We start from the raw sequence: 25544 nt of genomic DNA, 5'->3' as shown, positions 1-25544 counted from the left end.
ACCTCATTCACTACTCACTTACTTATATCGTAACGTCATAAACATCGCCTTTAAAATTCTTGCTCTAAGCTCATCACGCTCAGGCAGGTCATAATGTAAAACTGAGCGATCCATCACACTCATCATAATTTTTGCTTCACGGATAGAAATCACTTCTTCCTCAACGAGCCTTCCAATTAACGCCTCTGAATTACTTTGAGAAATCCGGTCACCAATTAAACTGCTGAGCTGTTCAATAAGATGTGCCCTATCATGTGACTGAACCCGCATAATACGAATATATCCGCCTCCGCCACGCTTGCTCTCCACAACATAGCCTCTTTCGATGGTAAAGCGGGTGTTAATAACATAGTTGATTTGAGAGGGGACACATTGAAACTTATCAGCAATCTCGCTTCTTTTAATTTCGACTAATTCCTTCTCACTCATCTCTAATACATTCTTTAAATAACTCTCAATAATATCTGATATATTCTTCATCGCTTGACTCCCCCTCTCGCCGCTCTGACTTTGACTATATTTGACTTTAATTATAAAAAAGTTTTCTCATTTTGACAATGAATTACTCTATTCATTTCACTATGTATATACATTATTTCGCAAAAGGGCTATAAGGCAAAAAGCCAATAATAAAATTTTACCCATATTCTCTTTATTAGAAACCCTCTACATCAACATTTTATGGTAATTATATAAAAAGAAGAAATAGGGTATAGGAGGTACGGTAAAACGATGGAGGAGGCAATACAGATGGTTGTGAAAATTTGTGTGAATGAATGATCTTCTTTCTCTAACTTGATACCTGATTTGAGCGGGAGTGAGTTGGGCTGTCTTTGTTGAGGGAGCGGAATTTAACCATCTTTCGAACACCCTTTCCCCATGCTTCCTATGCCTTGCATGAGGTAAGGGTGGGAGGAACATGGCTTGTCCCACCTTTTGTCCACCTTCTCTTCATCTTTCCGATGTATTGTATGGTCAAAGGGTGGGCTTTCTCTGACGACTCCCACTCTTCACCCCCTTTGCATGGACATAGGATGGGTATCCTGAGCATTCCTCTTCTTCCCCATATAAAAACAAAAGACCAGTTCCATTAAGAACTGGTCCCTCACCATTCAGTAAATTGATTCTCAGACTGCCCGTTATAGAACCGAGCAATTTTCCATACCCCTGTTCGGAGCCTTTGAATATACCCTACAAGTTATATGCATGATAAAAATAGGTTCTTTTTCAAGTGTTGGGGTAGAGTCTTTTTGCTCTACCCCTTATCCTAATGAATCGCCGATGTTTTTATATTGATGATGGAGAAGGATTCTCGCGCGGAATCGGGTGAAATTCCGATAGCCAAATCCATTCCGTTTCATGACCTTTGTCAAATTGTTTAAGCCTTCCACAAACCCATTCGAGTAATTGAACTCGAAGCGATTTAAGATTTCTCTTTCCCAGTTTCGATACGTTTGGACTGTCTTGCTCAATTCAGGAATGCCACTCTCTTCTACCTTCTGATAGAACTTGCGAAGTTCTTTCTGCGTCTCCACAATCCCATTTTCTCCATTTTCTTTTGCCTTATAAAACCAAGTATAAAAGGCTTCCTTGAGCTCATACGCTTTCTGGAGCTCAGGGGAAAAGCTGAAGTATCGCTGAAGAAGCCATTGGTCTTTCTCCGTTAATTTATGAGCAGCTTTATGAAAGATATAGCGGGCTTTCTTGCATTTCTTTCGGTCATATTCATGCCACCTGGCCTGTTCCCTCACTCGAACCCGATCCAGCGCCCAATTCATATATCGCACAAAGTGAAAGCTATCCGCCACAATGATGGGACGATCCAACGCCTGTTGAACCGCCGCTTTAAAGGCCTGGCTCATGTCCATGACCACCACTTTCACCTTCGCGCCGTATTGGCGCAAATAGTCCTTGATGGTGTCCTTTCGCCGGTTTGGTAGGATGTCAATTGGCTCGCGAGTCTCGGCATTTGCGATGATGAGCTGGTACTTTTCCTTGCCTGTATTCCCCTTGAATTCATCAATGGCAATCACTTCTGGTAAGGCTGACTTCCCCTTCATGGAGGACGGGACAATGGCATCAAACCGCCGGATGATGGTACTGACGGATGTGTGGTATTGAGCGGCGATTTCCTTGAATGTCTTCGCTTTGATGGCTCGTATTTGTACTTGTTGGTTCCATTCTTTTGAGAAGCGTTGATACCGATCGACAAACGGATTCTGTTCGGCAAACCTTTTCCCGCATTGACAGGCATACCGGCGTTTACGATACTGGAGAATCGTTGGTCGTTCCGCCATTTTCAGATGTCGAACGGACTGGATGCGATAATCATGAACCTTCCCTGTTTTCTCGCCGCATCTTGGACAAATATGCGGGGTCAGGGGCATCTCCACGGTCATTTCAAAAACACCATGATCATTTACCTTGGACTTTATCACCTTAACGTCTTCTAAACCTGGCAATGTTATGTTAAAATTCAAGAGCACACATCTCCTTTTCGACTTGTTTCTCGACAATTCAAGTATAAGAAAAGTGGAGCATGTGTGCTCTTTTTTTATGTCCGTTTTTTGTGGACACCCCAACATTTAGTATAGAACCTAAAAATATTAGGCTGCACTGACTCTTTCTTAATAACAACCAATAGATAAAACAAAAAACCAGCTCATTACTGAACTGGTCTCTTTGTGCCCGGCAACGTCCTACTCTCACAGGGGCGTGAGCCCCAACTACCATCGGCGCTGAAGAGCTTAACTTCCGTGTTCGGAATGGGAACGGGTGTGGCCTCTTCGCCATCATTACCGGACTTATATGGTGGAGCCTAGCGGGATCGAACCGCTGACCTCCTGCGTGCAAAGCAGGCGCTCTCCCAGCTGAGCTAAGGCCCCATATAATTTAAGTTGTAAATGGTCGGGAAGACAGGATTCGAACCTGCGACCCCTTGGTCCCAAACCAAGTGCTCTACCAAGCTGAGCTACTTCCCGCAATAATGGCGCGCCCGAGAGGAGTCGAACCCCTAACCTTTTGATCCGTAGTCAAACGCTCTATCCAATTGAGCTACGGGCGCATTTAAAAGAGATAAAGTGCCGAGGGCCGGTCTCGAACCGGCACGGTAGTCACCTACCGCAGGATTTTAAGTCCTGTGCGTCTGCCAATTCCGCCACCCCGGCATTATGGTTGGCAATTGGAGCGGAAGACGGGATTCGAACCCGCGACCCCCACCTTGGCAAGGTGGTGTTCTACCACTGAACTACTTCCGCATGGATCATGCACATTTTTCGTTTCGGAACTTAAATAGTCCATCACGACAGAATTATTTAAATAAAGAGTGAGCCATGAAGGACTCGAACCTTCGACCCTCTGATTAAAAGTCAGATGCTCTACCGACTGAGCTAATGGCTCATATATGGTGGAGGATGACGGGATCGAACCGCCGACCCTCTGCTTGTAAGGCAGATGCTCTCCCAGCTGAGCTAATCCTCCATATGATGCCCGGCAACGTCCTACTCTCACAGGGGCGTGAGCCCAAACTACCATCGGCGCTGAAGAGCTTAACTTCCGTGTTCGGAATGGGAACGGGTGTGGCCTCTTCGCCATCGTTACCGGACTTATTCAAGAATGTTGAATCATTCTTTCAAAACTGGATAATGTTTGTTTGGCGTATGCGTTTGTTCTTGGTTAAGTCCTCGAACGATTAGTATCCGTCAGCTCCATGTGTCGCCACACTTCCACCTCGGACCTATCTACCTGATCATCTTTCAGGGTTCTTACTAGCTTGCGCTATGGGAAATCTCATCTCGAGGGGGGCTTCATGCTTAGATGCTTTCAGCACTTATCCCGTCCGCACGTAGCTACCCAGCTATGCTCCTGGCGGAACAACTGGTACACCAGCGGTGCGTCCATCCCGGTCCTCTCGTACTAAGGACAGCTCCTCTCAAATTTCCTGCGCCCACGACGGATAGGGACCGAACTGTCTCACGACGTTCTGAACCCAGCTCGCGTACCGCTTTAATGGGCGAACAGCCCAACCCTTGGGACCGACTACAGCCCCAGGATGCGATGAGCCGACATCGAGGTGCCAAACCTCCCCGTCGATGTGGACTCTTGGGGGAGATAAGCCTGTTATCCCCGGGGTAGCTTTTATCCGTTGAGCGATGGCCCTTCCATGCGGAACCACCGGATCACTAAGCCCGACTTTCGTCCCTGCTCGACTTGTAGGTCTCGCAGTCAAGCTCCCTTGTGCCTTTACACTCTGCGAATGATTTCCAACCATTCTGAGGGAACCTTTGGGCGCCTCCGTTACTCTTTAGGAGGCGACCGCCCCAGTCAAACTGCCCACCTGACACTGTCTCCCACCCCGGTTCAGGGGTGCGGGTTAGAAGTTCAATACAGCGGGGGTAGTATCCCACCGACGCCTCCACCGAAGCTGGCGCTCCGGCTTCAAAGGCTCCTACCTATCCTGTACAAGCTGTACCAAAATTCAATATCAGGCTGCAGTAAAGCTCCACGGGGTCTTTCCGTCCTGTCGCGGGTAACCTGCATCTTCACAGGTACTATAATTTCACCGAGTCTCTCGTTGAGACAGTGCCCAGATCGTTACGCCTTTCGTGCGGGTCGGAACTTACCCGACAAGGAATTTCGCTACCTTAGGACCGTTATAGTTACGGCCGCCGTTTACTGGGGCTTCAATTCGCACCTTCGCTAATGCTAAGCGCTCCTCTTAACCTTCCAGCACCGGGCAGGCGTCAGCCCCTATACTTCGCCTTGCGGCTTCGCAGAGACCTGTGTTTTTGCTAAACAGTCGCCTGGGCCTTTTCACTGCGGCTCACCTGGGCTTTGACACCCTGGTGAGCACCCCTTCTCCCGAAGTTACGGGGTCATTTTGCCGAGTTCCTTAACGAGAGTTCTCTCGATCACCTTAGGATTCTCTCCTCGCCTACCTGTGTCGGTTTGCGGTACAGGCACCTTCTTCCTCGCTAGAGGCTTTTCTTGGCAGTGTGGAATCAGGAACTTCGGTACTCTAGTTCCCTCGCCATCACAGCTCAGCCTTGTGTGATGAGCGGATTTGCCTACTCATCGGCCTAACTGCTTGGACGCGCATATCCAACAGCGCGCTTACCCTATCCTACTGCGTCCCCCCATCACTCAAATGGAAGAGAGGTGGTACAGGAATATCAACCTGTTGTCCATCGCCTACGCCTTTCGGCCTCGGCTTAGGTCCTGACTAACCCTGAGCGGACGAGCCTTCCTCAGGAAACCTTAGGCATTCGGTGGAAGGGATTCTCACCCTTCTTTCGCTACTCATACCGGCATTCTCACTTCTAAGCGCTCCACATGTCCTTCCGGTCATGCTTCACAGCCCTTAGAACGCTCTCCTACCACGCATACCATACGGTATGCATCCGCAGCTTCGGTGATACGTTTAGCCCCGGTACATTTTCGGCGCAGAGTCACTCGACCAGTGAGCTATTACGCACTCTTTAAATGGTGGCTGCTTCTAAGCCAACATCCTGGTTGTCTGGGCAACTCCACATCCTTTTCCACTTAACGTATACTTTGGGACCTTAGCTGGCGGTCTGGGCTGTTTCCCTTTTGACTACGGATCTTATCACTCGCAGTCTGACTCCCGAACATAAGTCTTTGGCATTCGGAGTTTGTCTGAATTCGGTAACCCGATGAGGGCCCCTAGTCCAAACAGTGCTCTACCTCCAAGACTCTCAGTTCGAGGCTAGCCCTAAAGCTATTTCGGAGAGAACCAGCTATCTCCAGGTTCGATTGGAATTTCTCCGCTACCCACACCTCATCCCCGCACTTTTCAACGTGCGTGGGTTCGGACCTCCATCCAGTGTTACCTGGACTTCATCCTGGACATGGGTAGATCACCTGGTTTCGGGTCTACGACCACATACTCATACGCCCTATTCAGACTCGCTTTCGCTGCGGCTCCGTCTCTTCAACTTAACCTCGCATGGGATCGTAACTCGCCGGTTCATTCTACAAAAGGCACGCCATCACCCGTTAACGGGCTCTGACTACTTGTAGGCACACGGTTTCAGGATCTCTTTCACTCCCCTTCCGGGGTGCTTTTCACCTTTCCCTCACGGTACTGGTTCACTATCGGTCACTAGGGAGTATTTAGCCTTGGGAGATGGTCCTCCCGGATTCCGACGGAATTCCTCGTGTTCCGCCGTACTCAGGATCCACTCGGGAGGGAACGAAGTTTCGGTTACAGGGTTGTTACCTTCTCTGACGGACCTTTCCAGGTCGCTTCGCCTACCCCGTTCCTTTGTAACTCCACAATGAGTGTCCTACAACCCCAGAAGGCAAGCCTTCTGGTTTGGGCTGGTTCCGTTTCGCTCGCCGCTACTCAGGAAATCGCGTTTGCTTTCTCTTCCTCCGGGTACTTAGATGTTTCAGTTCCCCGGGTGTGCCTTCATACACCTATGAATTCAGTGTAAGATACTGCTCCATTACGAACAGTGGGTTTCCCCATTCGGAAATCTCCGGATCAAAGCTTACTTACAGCTCCCCGAAGCATATCGGTGTTAGTCCCGTCCTTCATCGGCTCCTAGTGCCAAGGCATCCACCGTGCGCCCTTATTAACTTAACCGTTAAAAAACTCTTACTCGGTTTTTATACATTAATGACGCATTACTTTGCCTTACTACATTATCCAGTTTTCAAAGAACAATTTTCAGAAGGATTGCTCCTTCAAAACTAAACAAAACTACTTGGCTGAGGCAGTCTATATTCCTTAGAAAGGAGGTGATCCAGCCGCACCTTCCGATACGGCTACCTTGTTACGACTTCACCCCAATCATCTGTCCCACCTTCGGCGGCTGGCTCCCGTAAGGGTTACCCCACCGACTTCGGGTGTTACAAACTCTCGTGGTGTGACGGGCGGTGTGTACAAGGCCCGGGAACGTATTCACCGCGGCATGCTGATCCGCGATTACTAGCGATTCCAGCTTCATGCAGGCGAGTTGCAGCCTGCAATCCGAACTGAGAGTGGTTTTATGGGATTTGCTTAACCTCGCGGTCTTGCTGCCCTTTGTACCACCCATTGTAGCACGTGTGTAGCCCAGGTCATAAGGGGCATGATGATTTGACGTCATCCCCACCTTCCTCCGGTTTGTCACCGGCAGTCTCCCTAGAGTGCCCAACTGAATGCTGGCAACTAAGGACAAGGGTTGCGCTCGTTGCGGGACTTAACCCAACATCTCACGACACGAGCTGACGACAACCATGCACCACCTGTCACTCTGTCCCCCGAAGGGGAACGCCCTATCTCTAGGGTTTTCAGAGGATGTCAAGACCTGGTAAGGTTCTTCGCGTTGCTTCGAATTAAACCACATGCTCCACCGCTTGTGCGGGCCCCCGTCAATTCCTTTGAGTTTCAGCCTTGCGGCCGTACTCCCCAGGCGGAGTGCTTAATGCGTTAGCTGCAGCACTAAGGGGCGGAAACCCCCTAACACTTAGCACTCATCGTTTACGGCGTGGACTACCAGGGTATCTAATCCTGTTTGCTCCCCACGCTTTCGCGCCTCAGCGTCAGTTACAGACCAAAGAGTCGCCTTCGCCACTGGTGTTCCTCCACATCTCTACGCATTTCACCGCTACACGTGGAATTCCACTCTTCTCTTCTGCACTCAAGTCCTCCAGTTTCCAATGACCCTCCACGGTTGAGCCGTGGGCTTTCACATCAGACTTAAAGGACCGCCTGCGCGCGCTTTACGCCCAATAATTCCGGACAACGCTTGCCACCTACGTATTACCGCGGCTGCTGGCACGTAGTTAGCCGTGGCTTTCTGGTCAGGTACCGTCAAGGTGCCAACCTATTCGAATGGCACTTGTTCTTCCCTGACAACAGAGCTTTACGACCCGAAGGCCTTCTTCGCTCACGCGGCGTTGCTCCGTCAGACTTTCGTCCATTGCGGAAGATTCCCTACTGCTGCCTCCCGTAGGAGTCTGGGCCGTGTCTCAGTCCCAGTGTGGCCGATCACCCTCTCAGGTCGGCTACGCATCGTCGCCTTGGTGAGCCGTTACCTCACCAACTAGCTAATGCGCCGCGGGCCCATCCGTAAGTGTTAGCTAAAAGCCAACTTTCCCTCTGACACCATGAGGTGTCAGAAACTATTCGGTATTAGCACCGGTTTCCCGGAGTTATCCCAATCTTACGGGCAGGTTGCCCACGTGTTACTCACCCGTCCGCCGCTAATCATCCGGGAGCAAGCTCCCATCTGATTCGCTCGACTTGCATGTATTAGGCACGCCGCCAGCGTTCGTCCTGAGCCAGGATCAAACTCTCCAAAAGATGTTTGATCTAGCTATTAAAAATAAAACATTGACGAGAGTTAAACTCTCAATTTTTAAGACTTGCTTAGCGTTTCGTTTTGTTTAGTTTTCAAAGAACAATTTTCTTCGTTGTCGTTTTTGGCGACTTAACTATCTTACCAAGTTCAGTCTTCCGTGTCAACAACTTTTTTATTCTTTTTTTCGTCGTTCGCTTTAGGTCAGCGGCGACGTATATAAATATATCACCCGTCATTTTATATTGCAATAGTTATTTATGAAAAAAATTATAGTTAATTTATTTAAAATATTTAATAAGATAATACTCGTTGCAAAAGGTAAATGTTATGGGGATATACATAAAAAAAGAGCCATGTCTCCATGGCTCTTTTTAAGTATCTTATTTATGTCTCATAAGCGGGAATAACAGTACGTCACGAATAGATGGAGAGTTCGTTAACAGCATAACGAGACGGTCGATGCCGATACCGAGCCCGCCTGTTGGCGGCATGCCATATTCTAACGCTTCGATATAATCGTCATCCATCATATGAGCTTCATCATTACCTTGCTCACGCTCTTTTAATTGTGCTTCAAAGCGTTGTCTTTGGTCGATAGGATCATTTAGCTCTGTGAAGGCATTAGCATGCTCACGCGCAACGATAAAGAGTTCAAAACGATCTGTAAAGCGAGGGTCCTCTGCATTTTTCTTCGCTAGCGGAGAAATCTCAACTGGATGACCATAGACGAATGTAGGCTGAATCAATTTCTCTTCAATCTTTTGCTCGAAGAATTCATTGATGATATGGCCAACTGTCATAGATTCAGTAATTTGTACATCATGCTCTTTCGCAAGTGCACGAGCTTCTTCTACACTCATCTCTTTCCAGAAGTCTACACCAACATATTCTTTTATTGCATCGACCATATGAAGTCTCTTCCATTTTGGCGCAAGATTTACTTCATATTCACCGTATGGAATTGTCGTTGTTCCAAGTACTTCTTCAGCAATGTAAGCAATGACATTCTCAGTGAGGTCCATAATGTCATGGAAATCAGCATAAGCTTCATAAAGCTCAAGCATGGTGAATTCAGGGTTATGGCGTGTAGATACGCCTTCGTTTCTGAATACACGGCCAATTTCGTAAACCTTTTCTAATCCACCGACAATAAGGCGTTTTAAGTGAAGCTCAATCGCAATACGCATATACATTGGCATATCAAGAGCATTATGATGCGTTACGAAAGGTCTTGCAGATGCACCGCCGGCAATGGAGTGAAGCATTGGTGTTTCCACTTCCAAGAAGCCGTTATCGTCGAAGTAACGTCTCATCGCTTGGATAATACGGCTTCTTGCAATAAAGGTCTTTTGGCTTTCTTCGCTTGTAATCAAGTCCAGATAGCGTTTACGGTAGCGCTCCTCAATGTCTTTAAGACCATGGTATTTCTCCGGCAGCGGGCGCAAGGATTTAGTCAGGAAGGTAAATTCATTGACCTTGATGGACAATTCGCCAACTTTAGTCTTAAAGACTATCCCCTTAATACCAACGATATCACCTAGGTCAGCCATCTTAAAGAGCTCATAGGCATCCTCACCAATTGCGTCTTTTCTTACATAAATTTGAATTTGGCCGCTAACATCTTTAATGTGTGCAAAACCAGCTTTCCCTTTTCCGCGTTTGGTCATAATACGGCCGGCAATGGATACTTCAATACCCTTTGCTTCAAGCTCTTCATTTTCCAATTCGCTGAACTCTGTAATAATCTCTTGAGCCAAATGTGTACGCACGAATTTTTGTCCGAATGGATCAAGGCCCAATTCAGCAATTCGCGTCATTTTATCACGTCTGACCTGGAACTGGTCATTTAATTCTTCGCTCATTTACTACTCACTCCATCTCTGTATCGCTATATACTGTTTTTTATTTTACACAAAATAACACCATAAGACACCAGTATCTACTTGAATTTTTTAAAATAGCAGAAAAACTGCCGGAACGGACCCGGCAGCTTATGATTCATGCTTATTTTAGTAATTAGATGCAAGGCTGTCAAATCATCAAACAGCTTCCGTTACTTGACCCTCTGCTTCAATGTCTTCTACAAGTCCATAGAGCAGCCCGACAAGCTGGTCGCGTGTCTCTACAATATTAATTTCTTTCCTTATCTTCCCGCTGCCTTGCACGCCCTTTAAATACCAGGCGGCATGCTTTCTCATTTCGCGAACAGCGATATATTCATCCTTCAGGGCAATCAGCCGGTCTAGATGGAGCACGCATACGTCCATTTTCTCGCGTACGGAGGGCTCTGGCAGCAGGATACCGCTCTCGAGATATTTAACCGTCTGATACATCATCCACGGGTTCCCAAGCGCCGCACGACCAATCATGACCCCATCACAGCCTGTCTCATCAAGCATGCGTTTAGCATCCTGTGGAGTTTGGACATCACCATTACCGATGACTGGAATATTGACCGATTCCTTCGCAAGCTTGATGTAATCCCAGTTCGCTTGCCCTTCATACATTTGTACGCGTGTACGTCCATGGACAGCCACAGCGCTTCCGCCAGCCCTTTCAACAGCCTGCGCATTTTCTGCCACGAGGATATGTTTATCATCCCAGCCAATGCGCATCTTTACCGTAACCGGCTTTTCTACCTTATCGACTACCGCAGAAACCATCTCATAGATTTTATCTGGATTCAATAGCCAGCGGGCTCCTGCTTCACATTTAATAATCTTATTAACCGGGCAGCCCATATTAATATCAATAATGTCTGCATTCGTATTCTTGTCAACGAACTGGGCAGCCTGAACGAGAGATTCCTTCTCCCCACCAAAAATCTGCAGGGACAACGGCTTTTCACGCTCATCGATGTAGAGCATGCTCAAAGTCTTCTCGTTGCCATACACAATTCCCTTGTCACTGACCATTTCTGCACAAACAAGACCGACTCCGAATTCCTTCACCGTCAGACGGAAGGCAGAATTACATACTCCAGCCATCGGAGCCAGCACTACCGGGTTCTTCATTTCGACGTTCCCAATCTTCAGCATGAATATGACCTCCCTATCCGTGTTTTTATTCATCTATTTAACAGGAGGCTTCAATTCCTCCATCGTAATCCCCAGCTGCTCCGCCACATCCGTCAAGAAGGTTGTTGTCGGGTTCCTGTTTCCCCGTTCCACTTCCCCAAGCATGGAGACGGATACACCAAGCTCCCTAGCGAATTCTTCTTGCGTAAAACCTTTTAATTTCCGGAAAGCCCGAATGCGCCTTCCCCATCTTTCTGCTTCCATACTCGAACCCCTTTTTTGTCGGGGATATCGTCCATGACTTCCCTTACCGGTTTGTCCATATTTGGCAGAGTGATGTCCTTATCAAGTTCCACGAGCGGAATGGCAACAAAGGCTCTTTCCATAATTCGCGGGTGCGGGATAATCAAGTTTTCCGTGACAATATTCTCTTGATTATATAGTAAAATGTCAAGGTCTATCGTTCTTGGACCCCATCTGATTTCCCGTTTTCTGCCAAGTTTCTTCTCAACATACATACAGCATGCGAGTAGGTCTTGCGGTGATAACTCTGTTTGAAGGCAAATAACCATATTCAAGAATTTACCTTGTTCTTCATATCCCCAAGGATCGGTCTCATAAATGGAGGATACAGCCGTAATCCGATTGGAGGGATGGCTGGATAGCTCTTCAATAGCGTTCATTAAATAGCTTTCCCGATCCCCCAGATTCGTACCTAATCCGATATAGGCGCTATTCATGCTGACTCACGCTTTCTCTCAATTTCCACAGCCACTGATTGATAATGACCGGGAATCGGAGGGTCAGGCTTGATTACTCTGACAGTACACGCTTGAATTATTTCATGCTGCGTCAACACTCCAGCTGCAATTCTTTCAGCTACCGCCTCGATTAAATCAAAGCGCTCGCCCTCTACGATTTCTTTGCATAACGTGTATATTTCAGCATAATTAACCGATTTATTCAAATCATCTGTCTGTCCTGCCGGCTTAAGATCTAAGTAAGCAGTAAGATCAACACGATAGCGCTGGCCTAATTTATTTTCCTCTGGATAAACACCATGGTATCCATAAAATTCCATCTTTTCAAGAATTATTTTATCCATTTACCTTCACCTTCCCTAACATTGCATCCATCATCCTCGCTGCGCGTGCATTCTCCTTCACATCATGCACACGCATGATGCTGCACCCTTGCTGAATTCCAAGACAAACACTCGCAATAGTTCCCTCAACGCGCTCCTCAACTGGCAATTGCAATGTATGGCCAATCATTGATTTACGGGAGGTACCAAGTAAAACTGGGTAACCGAGACTTGTAATGATACGGAGGTTTCTCATCATCAGCAGGTTCTCTTCAAGAGTCTTAGCAAAACCAATGCCTGGGTCAAGGATAATTTGTTCATCCTTTACGCCTGCTCCCTTCACCAGCTGAATGCTCTCATATAAATCATTTAATGCATCTCGCATAAAATCCTGATAGGGCTTTGCTTCACGATTATGCATGAGAATGATTGGAACACCTGTATCTGCTGCTACCTTCGCCATATCCGGGTCAGCCTTTGCCCCCCAAATATCATTTATAATATGAGCACCTGCTTTTAATGCGGCTCTGGCTACATCAGCTTTGTACGTATCAATGGAGATCGGTACATTCACCTCCTGAGCCAAACACTCAATGATTGGAACTACCCGCTCAATTTCCTCCTCAGACGAAATCTGCTCATATCCTGGACGAGTTGACTCACCCCCGACATCAATGATGTCTGCGCCGTCTTGGATGAGCTGGCGCGCCCGCTCAAGCGCTGTATCAACCGCATTATACCTTCCTCCATCAGAGAAGGAATCAGGGGTCATATTTAGGATTCCCATGATGAGCGTCCGGCCGCTCATCTCGAGTTTATATGGTCCGCATTCTATTACATTCACCATTTACCAATACTCCTTTTATTAAGATGCCCTTAACACTTCTTCTATGGAAAACACTATACCATAACTCATGGGCATGAATGGAAATGTTGTGAATAAAAAAAAGAGGCTTTCGCCTCTTTTCGTTCATCTCTATTAATCTTCAAAGTTATAAAGAGGTGTGCTCAAGTAGCGTTCTCCGTTATCCGGAATGATCGCCAGAACTTTTTTGCCTTCCCCAAGTTTCTTCGCAACCTGAAGCGCAGCATGGATAGCAGCCCCAGCAGAGATTCCTCCTAGGATACCTTCCTCTTTCGCAGCTCTTCTTGCTTGTTCGAACGCTTCTTCATTTGCCACTTTGATGATTTCATCATAGATTTCTGTATTTAATGTATCAGGAACGAATCCTGCACCAATTCCTTGAATTTTGTGCGGTCCTGGTGATCCTCCGGATAATACGGGAGAATCCGCCGGCTCGACAGCGACAATTTTGATATCTTTATAGGCTTCACGAAGTACGGAACCTGCACCGGAAATTGTTCCGCCTGTACCAATACCTGAAATGAAGGCATCAAGCTGGTCACCCATTTGCTCAACGATTTCTTTACCTGTTGTTTGACGGTGAACCTCTGGGTTTGCTTCATTTTGGAATTGCTGTGGCATGAAATAGCCATTTTGCTCAGCTAGCTCAGTTGCTTTCGCGATGGCACCCTTCATCCCTTCTTTACCAGGAGTCAGGATGAGTTGAGCACCATAAGCTTTCAGCAAATTACGGCGTTCAATGCTCATTGTGTCAGGCATGACTAGAATGGCTTTATAGCCTTTTGCAGCCGCAACCCATGCAAGACCGATTCCTGTATTCCCGCTTGTCGGCTCAATAATTGTCGTATCAGGCTTCAATAGACCCTTCTCTTCAGCATCATTAATCATAGCTAAAGCAATACGGTCTTTCACGCTGCTGCCCGGATTCATGTATTCTAGTTTCAAATAAACCTCAGCAGAACCATCCTCTACAATCTTGTTCAACTTCACGACTGGTGTGTTCCCAATCAACTCTGACACATTATTTGCTATCTTACTCACTTCATCCACCCCTAATCCATAGTATTTTCATATGTTTTATATACAATTTAGCTATTTTTTTCCTATCTGTCAACTAATATTCACTGGGCCAACCATCATTTACACCATTTTCTGGTTCTATCATCCTATTGCTCATATACCCATTTGACCCCGACTTCATCCCAAAAAAGATCGACGGCAGCAACCGCATCAAGCTGCTCCATGGCAATACGCCGTTTGACATATGGCTCAAGCTGCTCTGCCGTATATGTCTTTCCTTCCATGAACTCCTCAACATACAAAACAGCGTAGCCTTCATCTACTTCATGAGGCTCACTCCATTGACCTGCCTTTAAATTCTTCAAGGAGACTTTATAGCTTGTTGGTATGGTATCTGTCTCTAAAGAAAGCATCCCTAAATCGTATTCTGGATCGGACGGGGAATATTCCATAGCCAAGGCCGAAAAATCAGCCCCAGCCTTTAAATCCTTAATAATGTTCTCTGCATCCGATTTCTTCTCAACGATGATATGAGATACATGGTATAGATCCGGCTTATTGAAGAGGCTATTGTTTTCATCCAAATACCTCTCTATTTCCTCAGCGGCGACTTGGACATCCTTCGTAAGGATTTTCTCAAAGAGAATAGAGAGCTTGAGTTGCTCCATCAGCTTTTTCTCATCCCGTCCTTCTTCTTTTCCATATCCATAGGTCGATTGATGAAGGCGCCGTTCCATCTCCACTTCCTCTTTTGTAACAGACAAACCATTCTTATCAGCCATTTGGCGGATGACCTCATCATTGACCATTTTCCTCAAGGTTTCACGACCATAGGATAGGTCTAGCTTATCCGCCAATTCGGCTCTTTGAATATTCACATCTCCTACCGATGCTACTGTATCATCTAGGTTATTCTTCGATGTTCCGCCATAAAGAAAATATAGAACCGTCGAGATATTGAGCAAAATCAATCCTGCGATGATTGCCCAGCACTGTTTAACAGACAAAGCAACTCCCCCAATAGCTTACTTTGCTTCTTTTTTCAGTTCTTCTAGTTCTTCTGTGGTGAAGGCATATGTTTCATTACAGAAATGACATTGAGCTTCTATGCCGCCCTCTGTATCAATCATATCCTGAATTTCCTCTTTACCGAGTCCAATAATAGCCCTGCTGTATCGGTCTTTTGAGCATTGGCACTCAAACTTGATTGGCATCGTATCCAATACTTTCACGTTTTCCTCTCCAAGAATACGATAGAGAATCTCCTCAGGCTTTAACCCGTCCTTCAGCATTTCAGAGATATACGGCATATTATTTAAGGAATTCTCTATTTGCGTAATCACGGCATCATCTGTATTCGGAAGCAGCTGGATAATGAATCCTCCTGCAACGGCAATCGTATCATCCCCATTTACAAGAACCCCAACACCAACTGAGCTTGGTGTTTGTTCAGAAAGGGCGAAATAGTAGGTGAAATCTTCGCCTAGTTCACCAGAGACTAAAGGTACTCTTCCGGAGAAATTATCCTTCATCCCTACATCCTTAACGACAGATAACGTTCCCTCTGTACCTACTGCACGGCGGACATCAAGCTTCCCGCCTTCACGAGATGCGAAATCAACATGCGGATTTGTGACATAACCGCGCACTTCCCCATTTGCATTGGCATCCACGATAATCGGGCCGAGCGGTCCATTCCCCTCAATGCTGATCGTAATCTTTGCGTCACCCTTTTGCATGGCCCCCATCATGACACCAGCAGTCATCGCTCTTCCCAGGGCGGCAGATGCTGTTCTCCATGTATCATGGCGTCTTTGCGCCTCTCCTACTGTTTCTGTTGTTGATACGGCATATGCCCTTACTTGCCCTTCATAGGCCAATGCTCTTACTAAATAATCGTTCATGTTAAGCTCCTTCCTAGCTTTCCGAGAGAATGGCTCTACGGCCGATTCTTCTTATATATGATTTGCAGCCCCTTCAAAGTCAGGAACGGCGCCACCTCATCGATGACTGTTGTCTCACCGGCAATGAGATCTGCCCATACTCCTGTTGCAATAACCTTAGGTTGCTGTTTACTTTGTTTCTTTATACGGTTGACAATTCCCTCAACCTGACCGATGACTCCATACAAGATCCCTGCCTGCATGGCCGAAACTGTCGTCTTCCCTATTATGCCTTCAGGTCGTAAGATTTCAACCCTTGGCAATTTGGAGGCTCTCTCAAAAAGGGCTTCCATTGAGATTTCAATACCAGGCGCAATGGCTCCACCCATATATTGTTGATGCTTATTAACATAACAATACGTGGTTGCCGTCCCAAAATCCACAATGATGATTGGCGCCCCGTATTCTTCTATGGCAGCCACCGCATTGACGATTCGATCACTCCCGACTTCACGGGGATTTTCGTACTTAATATGAAGACCTGTCTTAATTCCCGGTCCCACCACAAGCGGTTCCAAATGAAAATACTTTGAGCACATCTTGATAAGGGCAGGCATAATCGGCGGTACAACGGAGGACATAATAATTCCTTCAATTTGTTCAGCCGAGACACCCGAATGACTAAATAACTGAGAGAAAATTAGGCCGTACTCATCCTCGGTTTTTCGTTGATTCGTTTCAATTCTCCAGTGGTAACGCAAATAATCATCCTCATAAACCCCTATCAAGATATTCGAATTCCCCACTTCTAAAACGAGCAGCATCTGTTATCCTCACCTTATCTTAGAATGTCCTTATTTTAACATGCGCAATAAAAAAGCGCCCCAATGAAGGGGCACTTCTTTCTTATAGCTTATTGCGATCATCTGTCTCCATGTCTGGAGGAGTAGGTACATCTTTCCTGCCCTCAGCGATCGTCTCATCTTCTTTCGTCATATCTTCATGGACAACAGGTGATTTTTCCTTAGAGGAAAGGTTCACCTTTACATCGCCATTCGCCTTCTTGCGTTCAGGCAGTTTACCGTAATCCGCTAAGTGACGAATTTGCTCTGCATCCAATGTTTCTACTTCAAGCAATGTATTAGCGATTAAATCAAGCTTGCTGCGGTTTTCAGTAAGGATTGTTTTGGCACGCTCATAACATGTCTTGATGATGTTTTGGATTTCTGTATCAATCTCATAAGCAATCTTATCAGAGTAATTTTGTTCATTATTGATGTCACGTCCAAGGAATACTTGACCTTGTGTATGACCGAACTGCATTGGTCCGAGTCTATCACTCATGCCGTATTCAGTGACCATCTTTCTAGCGATGCCTGTTGCACGCTGGAAGTCATTGTGAGCGCCTGTACTTACTTCACCGAACACGATTTCTTCTGCGACACGTCCGCCTAATAGGCCGGTAATCTTGTCGTAAAGCTCTGGTTTCGTCATGAAGTAACGGTCTTCACGAGGAAGCATAACAGCATATCCGCCGGCTTGACCGCGCGGTACGATTGTCACTTTATGAACCATATCAGCTTCATCTAATACAAGGCCGATAACCGTATGCCCGGATTCATGGAAGGCAACGATGTTTCTTTCCTTCTTGGAAATAACACGGCTCTTCTTAGCAGGACCGGCAATAACACGGTCAGTTGCCTCATCGATATCGCTCATGTCTACTTCTTTCTTATCTTGTCTGGCAGCAACAAGCGCCGCCTCATTTAACAAGTTCTCAAGGTCTGCTCCTGAGAAACCAGGTGTTCTCATTGCAATCGCTTTAAGATCAACATCCTCTGCAAGCGGTTTGCCCTGTGCATGAACACGAAGGACTGCTTCCCTTCCGTTTAGGTCTGGTCGGTCAACCGTGATTTGACGGTCGAAACGTCCTGGACGCAATAACGCCGGGTCAAGGATGTCTGGACGGTTAGTCGCAGCGATGATGATGATGCCTTCATTAGCACCGAAGCCATCCATTTCAACTAGCAATTGGTTCAAGGTTTGCTCACGTTCATCATGTCCGCCGCCAAGACCTGCGCCACGCTGGCGTCCAACTGCATCAATCTCATCAATGAAGATGATACATGGAGCATTTTTCTTTGCATTTTCAAACAAATCACGAACACGTGATGCACCGACACCGACGAACATCTCAACGAAGTCAGAACCACTGATAGAGAAGAACGGCACGCCGGCTTCTCCAGCCACTGCACGTGCAAGCAAGGTTTTACCAGTCCCTGGAGGTCCAACTAACAGGACACCCTTCGGAATTCTGGCACCGAGCTCTGCGAATTTACGAGGGTCTTTCAAGAACTCAACGACTTCGACAAGCTCCTGCTTCTCTTCGTCTGCTCCTGCCACATCTTTGAAACGAACCTTTTTCTTTTCTTCGCTGTACAGCTTAGCTTTGCTTTTGCCGAAGTTCATTACTCGGCTTCCGCCGCCTTGTGCATTATTCAACAAGAAGAAGAATAGCAACAAGATGATAACAAACGGAATCATGGAAGTAAGGAATGTTACCCATGCGCTTGTTTGTTCGGCACCTTTTACATTAGTAGCGATGTCTTGGTCATCAATCAGATCAGTGACTTTCCCTGCCTGCTCTGAAAGAATGTATGTTACATAAAACTCATCTTCCTTAGCGCCTTTTTCTTGGCCTGTTACTGCATATACACCATTTTCCACCTGCAAGTCGGCAGATTTGATCTCACCAGCTTCGAGTTTGTTTATGAACTCAGTATTTGACATTTGTGTGGTAGGCTCGGAGTTCTGGTTAAACACACTCACGACACCTATGATCGCCACAAAAATAAGTAAGTAAAATATGGTATTTTTAAATATACGGTTCATCCCTAACCTCCTCCCAAAGGAAACTAAATAGTATTTGGCTATAGTGCATTTAGGTACTTATTTATTTTATATAAATATAATAGACCCGTCTATTTTGCTGAAATAAAACGTGTTCTAATCATTTATATCCCTAAATTTATGCTTCATAAACTTCTCTTTTAAGCACTCCAACATATGGAAGGTTACGATATTTCTCGATGTAATCCAATCCATAGCCGACAACGAATTCATTCGGCACATCGAAGCATGCATAATCTGCTGTGATGTCGGCTTTACGGCCGGACGGCTTATCAAGCAAAGTAACAAGCTTGATTGATTTAGCCTTACGGTAGCGGAATAAGTCCACTAAATAGGATAAGGTCAAACCGCTGTCAATAATATCTTCAATAATAAGAAGGTCACGGCCTTCAACAGATGTATTTAAATCCTTGATAATCTTAACCTCACCGGATGAAACAGTTGAGTTTCCATAGCTGGAAACATCCATGAAGTCCATTTCCAGATAGCTATCCACATGCTTCAGCAAATCTGTCATAAATGGCATTGCGCCTTTTAACACGCCGATTACAAGCGGATTCTTATCCTTATATTCTTCTGTGAGCATTGCGCCCAACTCTTTGATTTTCCCTTGGATCTCCTCCTCGGAAATCAGTACCTTTTCTATGTCATTGTGGATTGTCATTCAGTTGTCCTCCTAGAAGAGCTTAATTCAGTATACTTTACCATGATATTTATAGCATTCGGCGAATATTCGGCACTTACCTGCTGCAAGCCCGGTATCCAGACGATGACTCCGTTCTTATCGGTGACAATCGGCCATGAATCACGTAAATGGATGGGAATTCTGCGTTCGACAAAAAGCTTCTTCAGCTTCTTATGTCCTGCAAATCCCTTCGGCTGATAGCGGTCTCCATCACGCCTGTTCCGTACAAGCAAGGGCAGTCTTTCCTTCGCAATCGTTATGGTACAGGCATCTGCTGATTCTTGAAGCATTTCTTCAGCAGCTCCGTCCCATAATGCTGTTTCAATCACATAACCATTCTCTAGCGTCGTCAGCCCAGGTATACAAAGTTCATTGGAAAAGGTCGAAACGGGCAGCTCGCCAAAATGGAAAAGCAACCGTTCGTAGGCCTTTGTCACTCGAAGGCCATGAGGCAACTGCAAGGAGATGGAAGGATGAGATTCCACAAGCAAGGATTGAATACTATCTATATGTACGGATGAAAACATATAAGGTTTCACTTGATAAAGATAGTTTAATATTAGTTGAATCACCCTTCTTTGTAAAGGTTTTGGCACTGCTGAAAGACGGGGGATTTCGACAATCCATTTGTCCTTATCCCGCTCTATACCAAGGGATTCAAATCTCTCCTGGGCAAGGCTTTGAAGATAATCCTCATCCCGCTCCACTTCCTCAGAGAAACGTTGAATATGATTCAATGCCTGTTCATTTTCCTGCTTAATGAGTGGCAATATGTATTTGCGGAACCGGTTCCTTGTATATAGATCCTTTTCATTGCTTGGGTCAAAACGGGGATTCAGGTTCATTCGTTCACAATAATCCATGATTTCCTGTCTTGTCACAGCAAGGAACGGCCGGATAATTTCTCCTCCGGCAAAAGACCTTTTTACAGGTATCCCCATTCTCGCTTTACCTGTACTCCCCCTGATTAAATTCATCAGGACCGTTTCGGCCTGGTCGTCTAGATGATGCGCCAGAACAAGCTTTTTCACCGAATATTCCTTCATTATAGCTTTATAATGCGCGTATCGACAATCCCGAGATGCCTGTTGGGGATTTTTTCCTGTCTGCTTAATATAATCCGGTACATTGACTCTCGTCCCTTTAAAGGGCAGATTCCATTTGGCACACATCTCCTCGACATATTGGTAGTCTTTATAAGATTCCTCTCCCCTGAACATATGATCAACATGGGCAACCATAATCGTCAGTCCATATTCCGGGATGAGTTCCTTCATATAAGCCAATAAAGCAATCGAGTCCGGACCGCCTGAAACCCCAACTAAGCACGAATCACTGGGGTCTATTAACCGTTTTTGCTTTATAAAAGCAGTAACCTGCTTCTCTAACATGCGTAATCCCTTCCTGCCTTATCAATTCAATATGTACTATCGTACCATTCTTGTATGGACGCTGCCAAAAACTTTCCTTTATGAACAGGCAAGAAACTCCACTTTATTATTTGTTTAAATAATAAACTTATACAACAAGCCCCAACATATAGATTGCGTATAACAGTGTGACAAGAAGAATGAGAAACAAGGTCTCTGCTATTCGCCCACCCTTACGACGACCACTCTTGCCTTTAGCATTTCTCATTTGCATACGGCTCGTTTGTACCGCGCTATGCTTTCTCCTATTTGACTGGCGTTGCATATATGCTGCCAACTCTCGTTTCATCTCTCCAGCACTCGCATACTTGCCAGCAAATGCCTTCATGAGAACAGGCTCGATTACAGCGAGCTCTTTCTTGTCCTTGACTCTCTCGCGAAGCTCCTTTAGACCGCCCTCTCTCTTTGGCACTCTTCCTCCGTAAGCTGCAGTCATCATAATCATGGCTAAGGAGAATAAATCATAGGACGGTTCAGCCCTTCTTCCGCCAAGACCCCAATATCCCCGATCAAAGTATTCCGTATATTCCTTAATTGCTCTGCCCTGCAGAGTTGTTCCGCCGACATCAATAAAGCGGATTCTTTGTTCGGGCCATTGAATAATCAAATTCTCCGGCTTCAAGTCACCAAAGACCCACCCTAGCTGATGCAATTTCTCCAGCTGGGTAAGCAGCTGCAAGGAGAGGACATTCAGCCATTCATTCCCCCGCTTTCTCAGGAATGCCAGGAGGGAATCCCCTTGTATAAATTCCATCACATAAAAAGGATAGATCTTGCCATTTACTACATAGTCATCTACATCTATTAAAGAAGGCCCGAGGGAATCCCCTTGGGCCTTTGCAAATGATTTTAATACATTCACTTCAGAGGCAATCGTGGCATTGTTATCACTGAACTTTACTGCGACAGTTCCTCGCACAGATTGGGCCAGGTAAACAATTCCATTGGCCCCATATCCTAATTCCTTTCGCAACTCGTAGCGGTTATGGTGCCATTTGCCCGTCATGAAAGTCCCTATCTGGAAACTACATGGTCTCTTCGCGGTATGACTCGTCATCTTCGTTCACCAATCTCCTTAAAGATGATTTGTCTTTAAAGTGCCTAATTGCTTCCCTAATAGCAGGGCCGGTCGGTGTGATTCCGCCTGTTGTTAGCTTTTCGAATATCTTGGATAGTGATTCTACTCTTGGTGACCAATCAAGCACTAATTCCGCTTCTGCCCTTTTCCCGGGAAATATGTAAACGGCAAACTGATTATCGCCGCTCCGGGCATTTAGACTGATCGATAGGTCAATCAGCGCTTCCTTGACCGTGGGAAGCTTATGCTTCATGCTTGCGCTCGTATCAACCAGAACAAGAACTTCCATTCTTACTGTTTCACCAAGGTCCTCAACAACCTCCATGATTTCTCCCCGCTTTTCAGGAGGCAGCTCCTCTAGCGTTACCTGATTCCCAAGAATCTGCTGAAGCTCTTTATTGACTACCCCCTGAATGGTTTCATTCATAGCTTTCCTTGTGACCATTTGCACGGTTTGAGATAGCTGTTCAGCATAGACAATTTGATGAATTCCGCCGCCGGCAATGGCAATCTGTTCAATTTCACCCATCGCCCGTTCATCAACGATATCCTTGCTCATCACACCAATCACATTGACAACCAATCCTTCCTCCCGTGCCAAAGCTGCCATGGCCGCTGGATTCTCCCCCTGATTAGAGCAGCCATCCGTCAGCAGGAGAATCTGCTTCACTGTACCTGTCTTCATCCCATTACCCTCCAATACTCGTATGTTATCATCATCTTCGCCTATTAAATGGCGCTTTATACGGTCTTTGAAGGGATTTTCAGGGACTATTGCGCCTTTTTTCTCCGCATTCCCATAGGGATGCTGGACCACTTCGGTATATTATGCTTTATTTGGGCAACAACAATTGTCATATCATCCTCTATTCGGCCAGAGCTTGTTCGAATAACCTCCTCCAATATAATGTCTGCCACCTCTTGAGGGTCCTCTGTCTTGATTTCTCGTATTTTCCTGTTCATCCATGCTTCGTAATTCTCTACATGCTTCGGCCCTTCGAAAATACCATCACTCATCATGACAAGCAGATCGCCTGCCTTCAGCTGTTCATTCACGACATCTACGTCAAATTCTTTAATAATGCCTATCGGCAAATTATTCGATTGTATTTTCGTCACTTGCTGTCCTCGTTTAATGAAACTCGGCGTGGAACCGACCTTTAGAAATTTAATATTTGCATCCTGCAAATCAATCATGGCCAAATCCAGCGTCGAGAAGATTTCATCTGTCGTCCGTAATGAAAGGATGGAATTGATGGATTTAATCGCCACCTTTTCTTCAATGCCTGATTCAAGAATGGTTTGTAAAAGCTGCAGGGTTTCCGTACTCTCATTATGTGCCCTCTGGCCATTACCCATGCCGTCACTTATGGCAATGGCATATTTCCCTTTTCCAATATCAATCATTTTATAGCTGTCTCCGGATACGAGCCCGCCTCCTTTTGCCGCGTGAGCCACTCCTGTCACAACTGCATATCGTTTTGCCGAACGGAAAGTCAGCCGGCAAATCCCTCTTTGGAAAGGCCCCTTTTCCTCCTTATGCATAATAATATGTTCGCCCAATATGTCGGATAGCATCGGTGCAATCAGTTTCTCTCCCACTTCACTTCCTTTGTTATCACTGAGCTGCATATCTATGTCAATATTCCCCTGTTCAAGAGAATAAATTTCCATTTGGTGGATGTCCAATCCGAATGATCGAATGGAGTCCATTAATTGCTCCTCATGGATATGAAGATTCTCGCGTTCCTTAGTAATTTCCTTAGCGAAGTCCTCCATTACCTTCGAAACACCTTGAAGCTGATCTGCAACCAGCCTCCTGCTCTCCTTCACCTGCTTCTTCAGCTTCTGATTGGCATTGAAATAGGATATCTCCTGAAGCATCGCTTCTGTCACCTTGTCATACCGCGTGCAGAACTTCTTCCATTCCCGCGCCGTCTGCTGCGAGACTTGAGCCGGCTCTTCTTCAAGATCTTGGACTAAATCACTCATCATCCCATATGTGTAATCGAAATTCTTCGCCCAGCAATAATCCTTCTTAAAGCATGTTTGGCATGTCTTTTCTGTGACATTGCTGAGGAAGTAGTCCATATCGCGCTCCCTATCCTCCTCTTTTGTTGTCTCCGCCTCCATTTTCGAGAAGCTATTAGATAATGCAAGAAACACGGATGAAAACTGATTCACCCGCTGGGCAGTCACATCTCGCACCTTCCTGACATATTGCTGCTGCTCATTGGCATGCTCGACCGTTCCGGGTATATGCTTTGCGACCCGCTCAATAATAGAGGCAGGGGTAAGCAGAAATAAACTAATAGCAATGAGTGATTCATATAGGGTTATGGATATGTTTTGCGAGCCCTCACCATATAGGCCTATTAGCAGCGTCGCAATGATTAGTCCTAAGGATACGCCGATTTTTCTCCCTTCCTTTAATAAGCCTCCCAGAAGTCCGGAAAAGGCGAGCAGACTCATCTGAAATAGACTAGACAAATTAGCCAGACTGAAGATAAGCCCAGTCACGACGCCGACAGTCGACCCTATGGATGCCCCGCCAGAGACAGCAAACAATAAGACGAGATACCGGCTCAGAATATGATCAAGTGACACATCATAGATTGCCCACCCAATCGTTCCCGTCATAACGGAGGCCAGCATGATAATCAGGCTGATCACTTCCTCCGTTTTTAAGGATTGCGGTCTCTTATGAACGGAAATCAAGGGTATACATTGAATAAAGATTAACGTTAAGATCAGTGCAAGTCCTGCCTCTACTCCAACCATCATGGCGTCGTAGATTTCAAACTTCATATATTTTAAATACCGTTCTGTCGCACTTGAGATGCCGAGGGCTATGAGGACATAAACGCCGACCAGTTTAAATTGGTTCTCCACCGAGGGCTGACGCAGCTTATAAAGAAGGAGAAATAAAGCACAGGAGGCGAACAGGCTTAATCCAGCTGTCCAGGATACCGTTAATGCTCCTCCGATGGCCGACACCATCACAAGCGGTGATCGCTCTCTTTTCATCATGTAAACCGCCGCAAAGAACGGCAGCGAGAATGGGGTAAGCTGAGAGAGAATGAGCGCCCTCCCCAGCAGGAAGCCCAGAACAACGAGTATATACCCCTGTCTAATGAATATATCTTCAACTTTGGCCGTATATTTGCCAATAAGATTAACCGGATTCCACTTCTCAGGATTATATTGAACATCTGTTACTGATCCAAGCATTTGATTGTTTTCTACTTTACTCATTGTTTCAC

Annotated in this window: 18 protein-coding genes, 7 tRNA genes and 4 rRNA genes; all 29 read right to left on the bottom strand. The window is 46.0% G+C overall.

All coding sequences use genetic code 11. The annotated features are described in order from the left end of the window. Positions 1–18: 18 nt before the first annotated feature. The 29 genes from ACY8DX_RS00490 to spoIIE all read right to left on the bottom strand — a co-directional run bounded on the left by ACY8DX_RS00490 (position 19) and on the right by spoIIE (position 25536). Positions 19–480: a CtsR family transcriptional regulator gene (locus ACY8DX_RS00490; protein ID WP_049672579.1), complete on the bottom strand. Its 462-nt coding sequence runs from the start codon at positions 478–480 to the stop codon at positions 19–21. A gap of 782 nt (positions 481–1262) precedes the next feature. After that, a complete protein-coding gene (locus ACY8DX_RS00485) occupies positions 1263–2486 on the bottom strand; it encodes an ISL3 family transposase (RefSeq protein ID WP_462406874.1) in 1224 nt (407 codons plus the stop codon). A 200-nt stretch (positions 2487–2686) separates the two neighbouring features. Continuing rightward, a 5S ribosomal RNA gene (rrf, locus tag ACY8DX_RS00480) occupies positions 2687–2803 on the bottom strand. A 6-nt stretch (positions 2804–2809) separates the two neighbouring features. Next, a tRNA-Ala gene (locus tag ACY8DX_RS00475) sits at positions 2810–2885 on the bottom strand. Between the two features lie 19 nt (positions 2886–2904). Further along, positions 2905–2981 (bottom strand) — tRNA-Pro (locus ACY8DX_RS00470). A gap of 6 nt (positions 2982–2987) precedes the next feature. After that, positions 2988–3064: transfer RNA gene (locus ACY8DX_RS00465), tRNA-Arg, on the bottom strand. Positions 3065–3081: 17 nt separating this feature from the next. After that, a tRNA-Leu gene (locus ACY8DX_RS00460) sits at positions 3082–3167 on the bottom strand. A gap of 15 nt (positions 3168–3182) precedes the next feature. Next, positions 3183–3257: transfer RNA gene (locus ACY8DX_RS00455), tRNA-Gly, on the bottom strand. 69 nt (positions 3258–3326) lie between these two features. Continuing rightward, a tRNA-Lys gene (locus ACY8DX_RS00450) sits at positions 3327–3399 on the bottom strand. Between the two features lie 5 nt (positions 3400–3404). After that, positions 3405–3480: transfer RNA gene (locus ACY8DX_RS00445), tRNA-Val, on the bottom strand. A gap of 7 nt (positions 3481–3487) precedes the next feature. Further along, a 5S ribosomal RNA gene (rrf, locus tag ACY8DX_RS00440) occupies positions 3488–3604 on the bottom strand. A 67-nt stretch (positions 3605–3671) separates the two neighbouring features. Beyond that, positions 3672–6607: ribosomal RNA gene (locus tag ACY8DX_RS00435) — 23S ribosomal RNA — on the bottom strand. Between the two features lie 148 nt (positions 6608–6755). Beyond that, a 16S ribosomal RNA gene (locus ACY8DX_RS00430) occupies positions 6756–8311 on the bottom strand. The 16S, 23S and 5S rRNA genes sit together here with 7 tRNA genes alongside, the layout of an rRNA operon. 378 nt (positions 8312–8689) lie before the next feature. Continuing rightward, complete coding sequence (gene lysS / locus ACY8DX_RS00425) at positions 8690–10171, bottom strand: lysine--tRNA ligase (RefSeq protein ID WP_049672581.1); 1482 nt, start codon at positions 10169–10171, stop codon at positions 8690–8692. 177 nt (positions 10172–10348) lie between these two features. After that, entirely contained in the window at positions 10349–11347 is a 999-nt protein-coding gene (dusB, locus tag ACY8DX_RS00420; RefSeq protein ID WP_049672582.1) for a tRNA dihydrouridine synthase DusB, read from the bottom strand. A gap of 33 nt (positions 11348–11380) precedes the next feature. Next, the gene (locus ACY8DX_RS00415; protein ID WP_049672583.1) at positions 11381–11590 is read right to left on the bottom strand and encodes a helix-turn-helix domain-containing protein; all 210 of its coding nucleotides are present in this window, start codon (positions 11588–11590) and stop codon (positions 11381–11383) included. Further along, positions 11542–12066, bottom strand: a complete 525-nt coding sequence (gene folK / locus ACY8DX_RS00410) for a 2-amino-4-hydroxy-6-hydroxymethyldihydropteridine diphosphokinase (protein ID WP_439802641.1) — start codon at positions 12064–12066, stop codon at positions 11542–11544. Before folK ends, ACY8DX_RS00415 begins: the two co-directional genes overlap by 49 nt. Continuing rightward, on the bottom strand, positions 12063–12431 hold the full coding sequence (folB, locus tag ACY8DX_RS00405; RefSeq protein WP_049672585.1) for a dihydroneopterin aldolase: 369 nt from the start codon (positions 12429–12431) through the stop codon (positions 12063–12065). Before folB ends, folK begins: the two co-directional genes overlap by 4 nt. Next, a complete protein-coding gene (folP, locus tag ACY8DX_RS00400; protein ID WP_049672586.1) occupies positions 12424–13257 on the bottom strand; it encodes a dihydropteroate synthase in 834 nt (277 codons plus the stop codon). The genes folB and folP overlap by 8 nt, the downstream gene beginning before the upstream one ends. Before the next feature lie 132 nt (positions 13258–13389). Further along, positions 13390–14316, bottom strand: coding sequence for a cysteine synthase A (gene cysK, locus ACY8DX_RS00395; protein WP_049672587.1), 927 nt, complete (start codon positions 14314–14316; stop codon positions 13390–13392). A 125-nt stretch (positions 14317–14441) separates the two neighbouring features. Beyond that, on the bottom strand, positions 14442–15302 hold the full coding sequence (locus ACY8DX_RS00390) for a peptidylprolyl isomerase (RefSeq protein ID WP_049672588.1): 861 nt from the start codon (positions 15300–15302) through the stop codon (positions 14442–14444). Between the two features lie 18 nt (positions 15303–15320). Continuing rightward, positions 15321–16199 (bottom strand): Hsp33 family molecular chaperone HslO, encoded by an 879-nt coding sequence (hslO, locus tag ACY8DX_RS00385; RefSeq protein WP_049672589.1) that lies wholly within the window; start codon positions 16197–16199, stop codon positions 15321–15323. A gap of 35 nt (positions 16200–16234) precedes the next feature. Continuing rightward, complete coding sequence (locus ACY8DX_RS00380; RefSeq protein ID WP_462406038.1) at positions 16235–17002, bottom strand: type III pantothenate kinase; 768 nt, start codon at positions 17000–17002, stop codon at positions 16235–16237. An 82-nt stretch (positions 17003–17084) separates the two neighbouring features. Beyond that, complete coding sequence (gene ftsH / locus ACY8DX_RS00375; RefSeq protein ID WP_439802642.1) at positions 17085–19070, bottom strand: ATP-dependent zinc metalloprotease FtsH; 1986 nt, start codon at positions 19068–19070, stop codon at positions 17085–17087. 136 nt (positions 19071–19206) lie between these two features. Further along, complete coding sequence (hpt, locus tag ACY8DX_RS00370) at positions 19207–19752, bottom strand: hypoxanthine phosphoribosyltransferase (protein ID WP_049672592.1); 546 nt, start codon at positions 19750–19752, stop codon at positions 19207–19209. Further along, positions 19749–21164, bottom strand: coding sequence for a tRNA lysidine(34) synthetase TilS (gene tilS, locus ACY8DX_RS00365; RefSeq protein ID WP_462406037.1), 1416 nt, complete (start codon positions 21162–21164; stop codon positions 19749–19751). Before tilS ends, hpt begins: the two co-directional genes overlap by 4 nt. Before the next feature lie 127 nt (positions 21165–21291). Then, positions 21292–22209 carry a serine/threonine protein kinase gene (locus tag ACY8DX_RS00360; protein ID WP_462406036.1) on the bottom strand — a complete coding sequence of 306 codons (918 nt, stop codon included), beginning with the start codon at positions 22207–22209 and terminating at the stop codon, positions 21292–21294. 19 nt (positions 22210–22228) lie between these two features. Then, positions 22229–22966, bottom strand: coding sequence for a vWA domain-containing protein (locus ACY8DX_RS00355; RefSeq protein WP_462406035.1), 738 nt, complete (start codon positions 22964–22966; stop codon positions 22229–22231). An 86-nt stretch (positions 22967–23052) separates the two neighbouring features. Then, positions 23053–25536, bottom strand: a complete 2484-nt coding sequence (spoIIE, locus tag ACY8DX_RS00350) for a stage II sporulation protein E (RefSeq protein WP_049672596.1) — start codon at positions 25534–25536, stop codon at positions 23053–23055. Positions 25537–25544 lie beyond the last annotated feature (8 nt).

The sequence above is a fragment of the Gracilibacillus sp. Marseille-QA3620 genome, from assembly GCF_054950035.1.
Note: the sequence above shows the minus strand (reverse complement) of the source record. Positions and strands in the feature narration are given on the sequence as shown.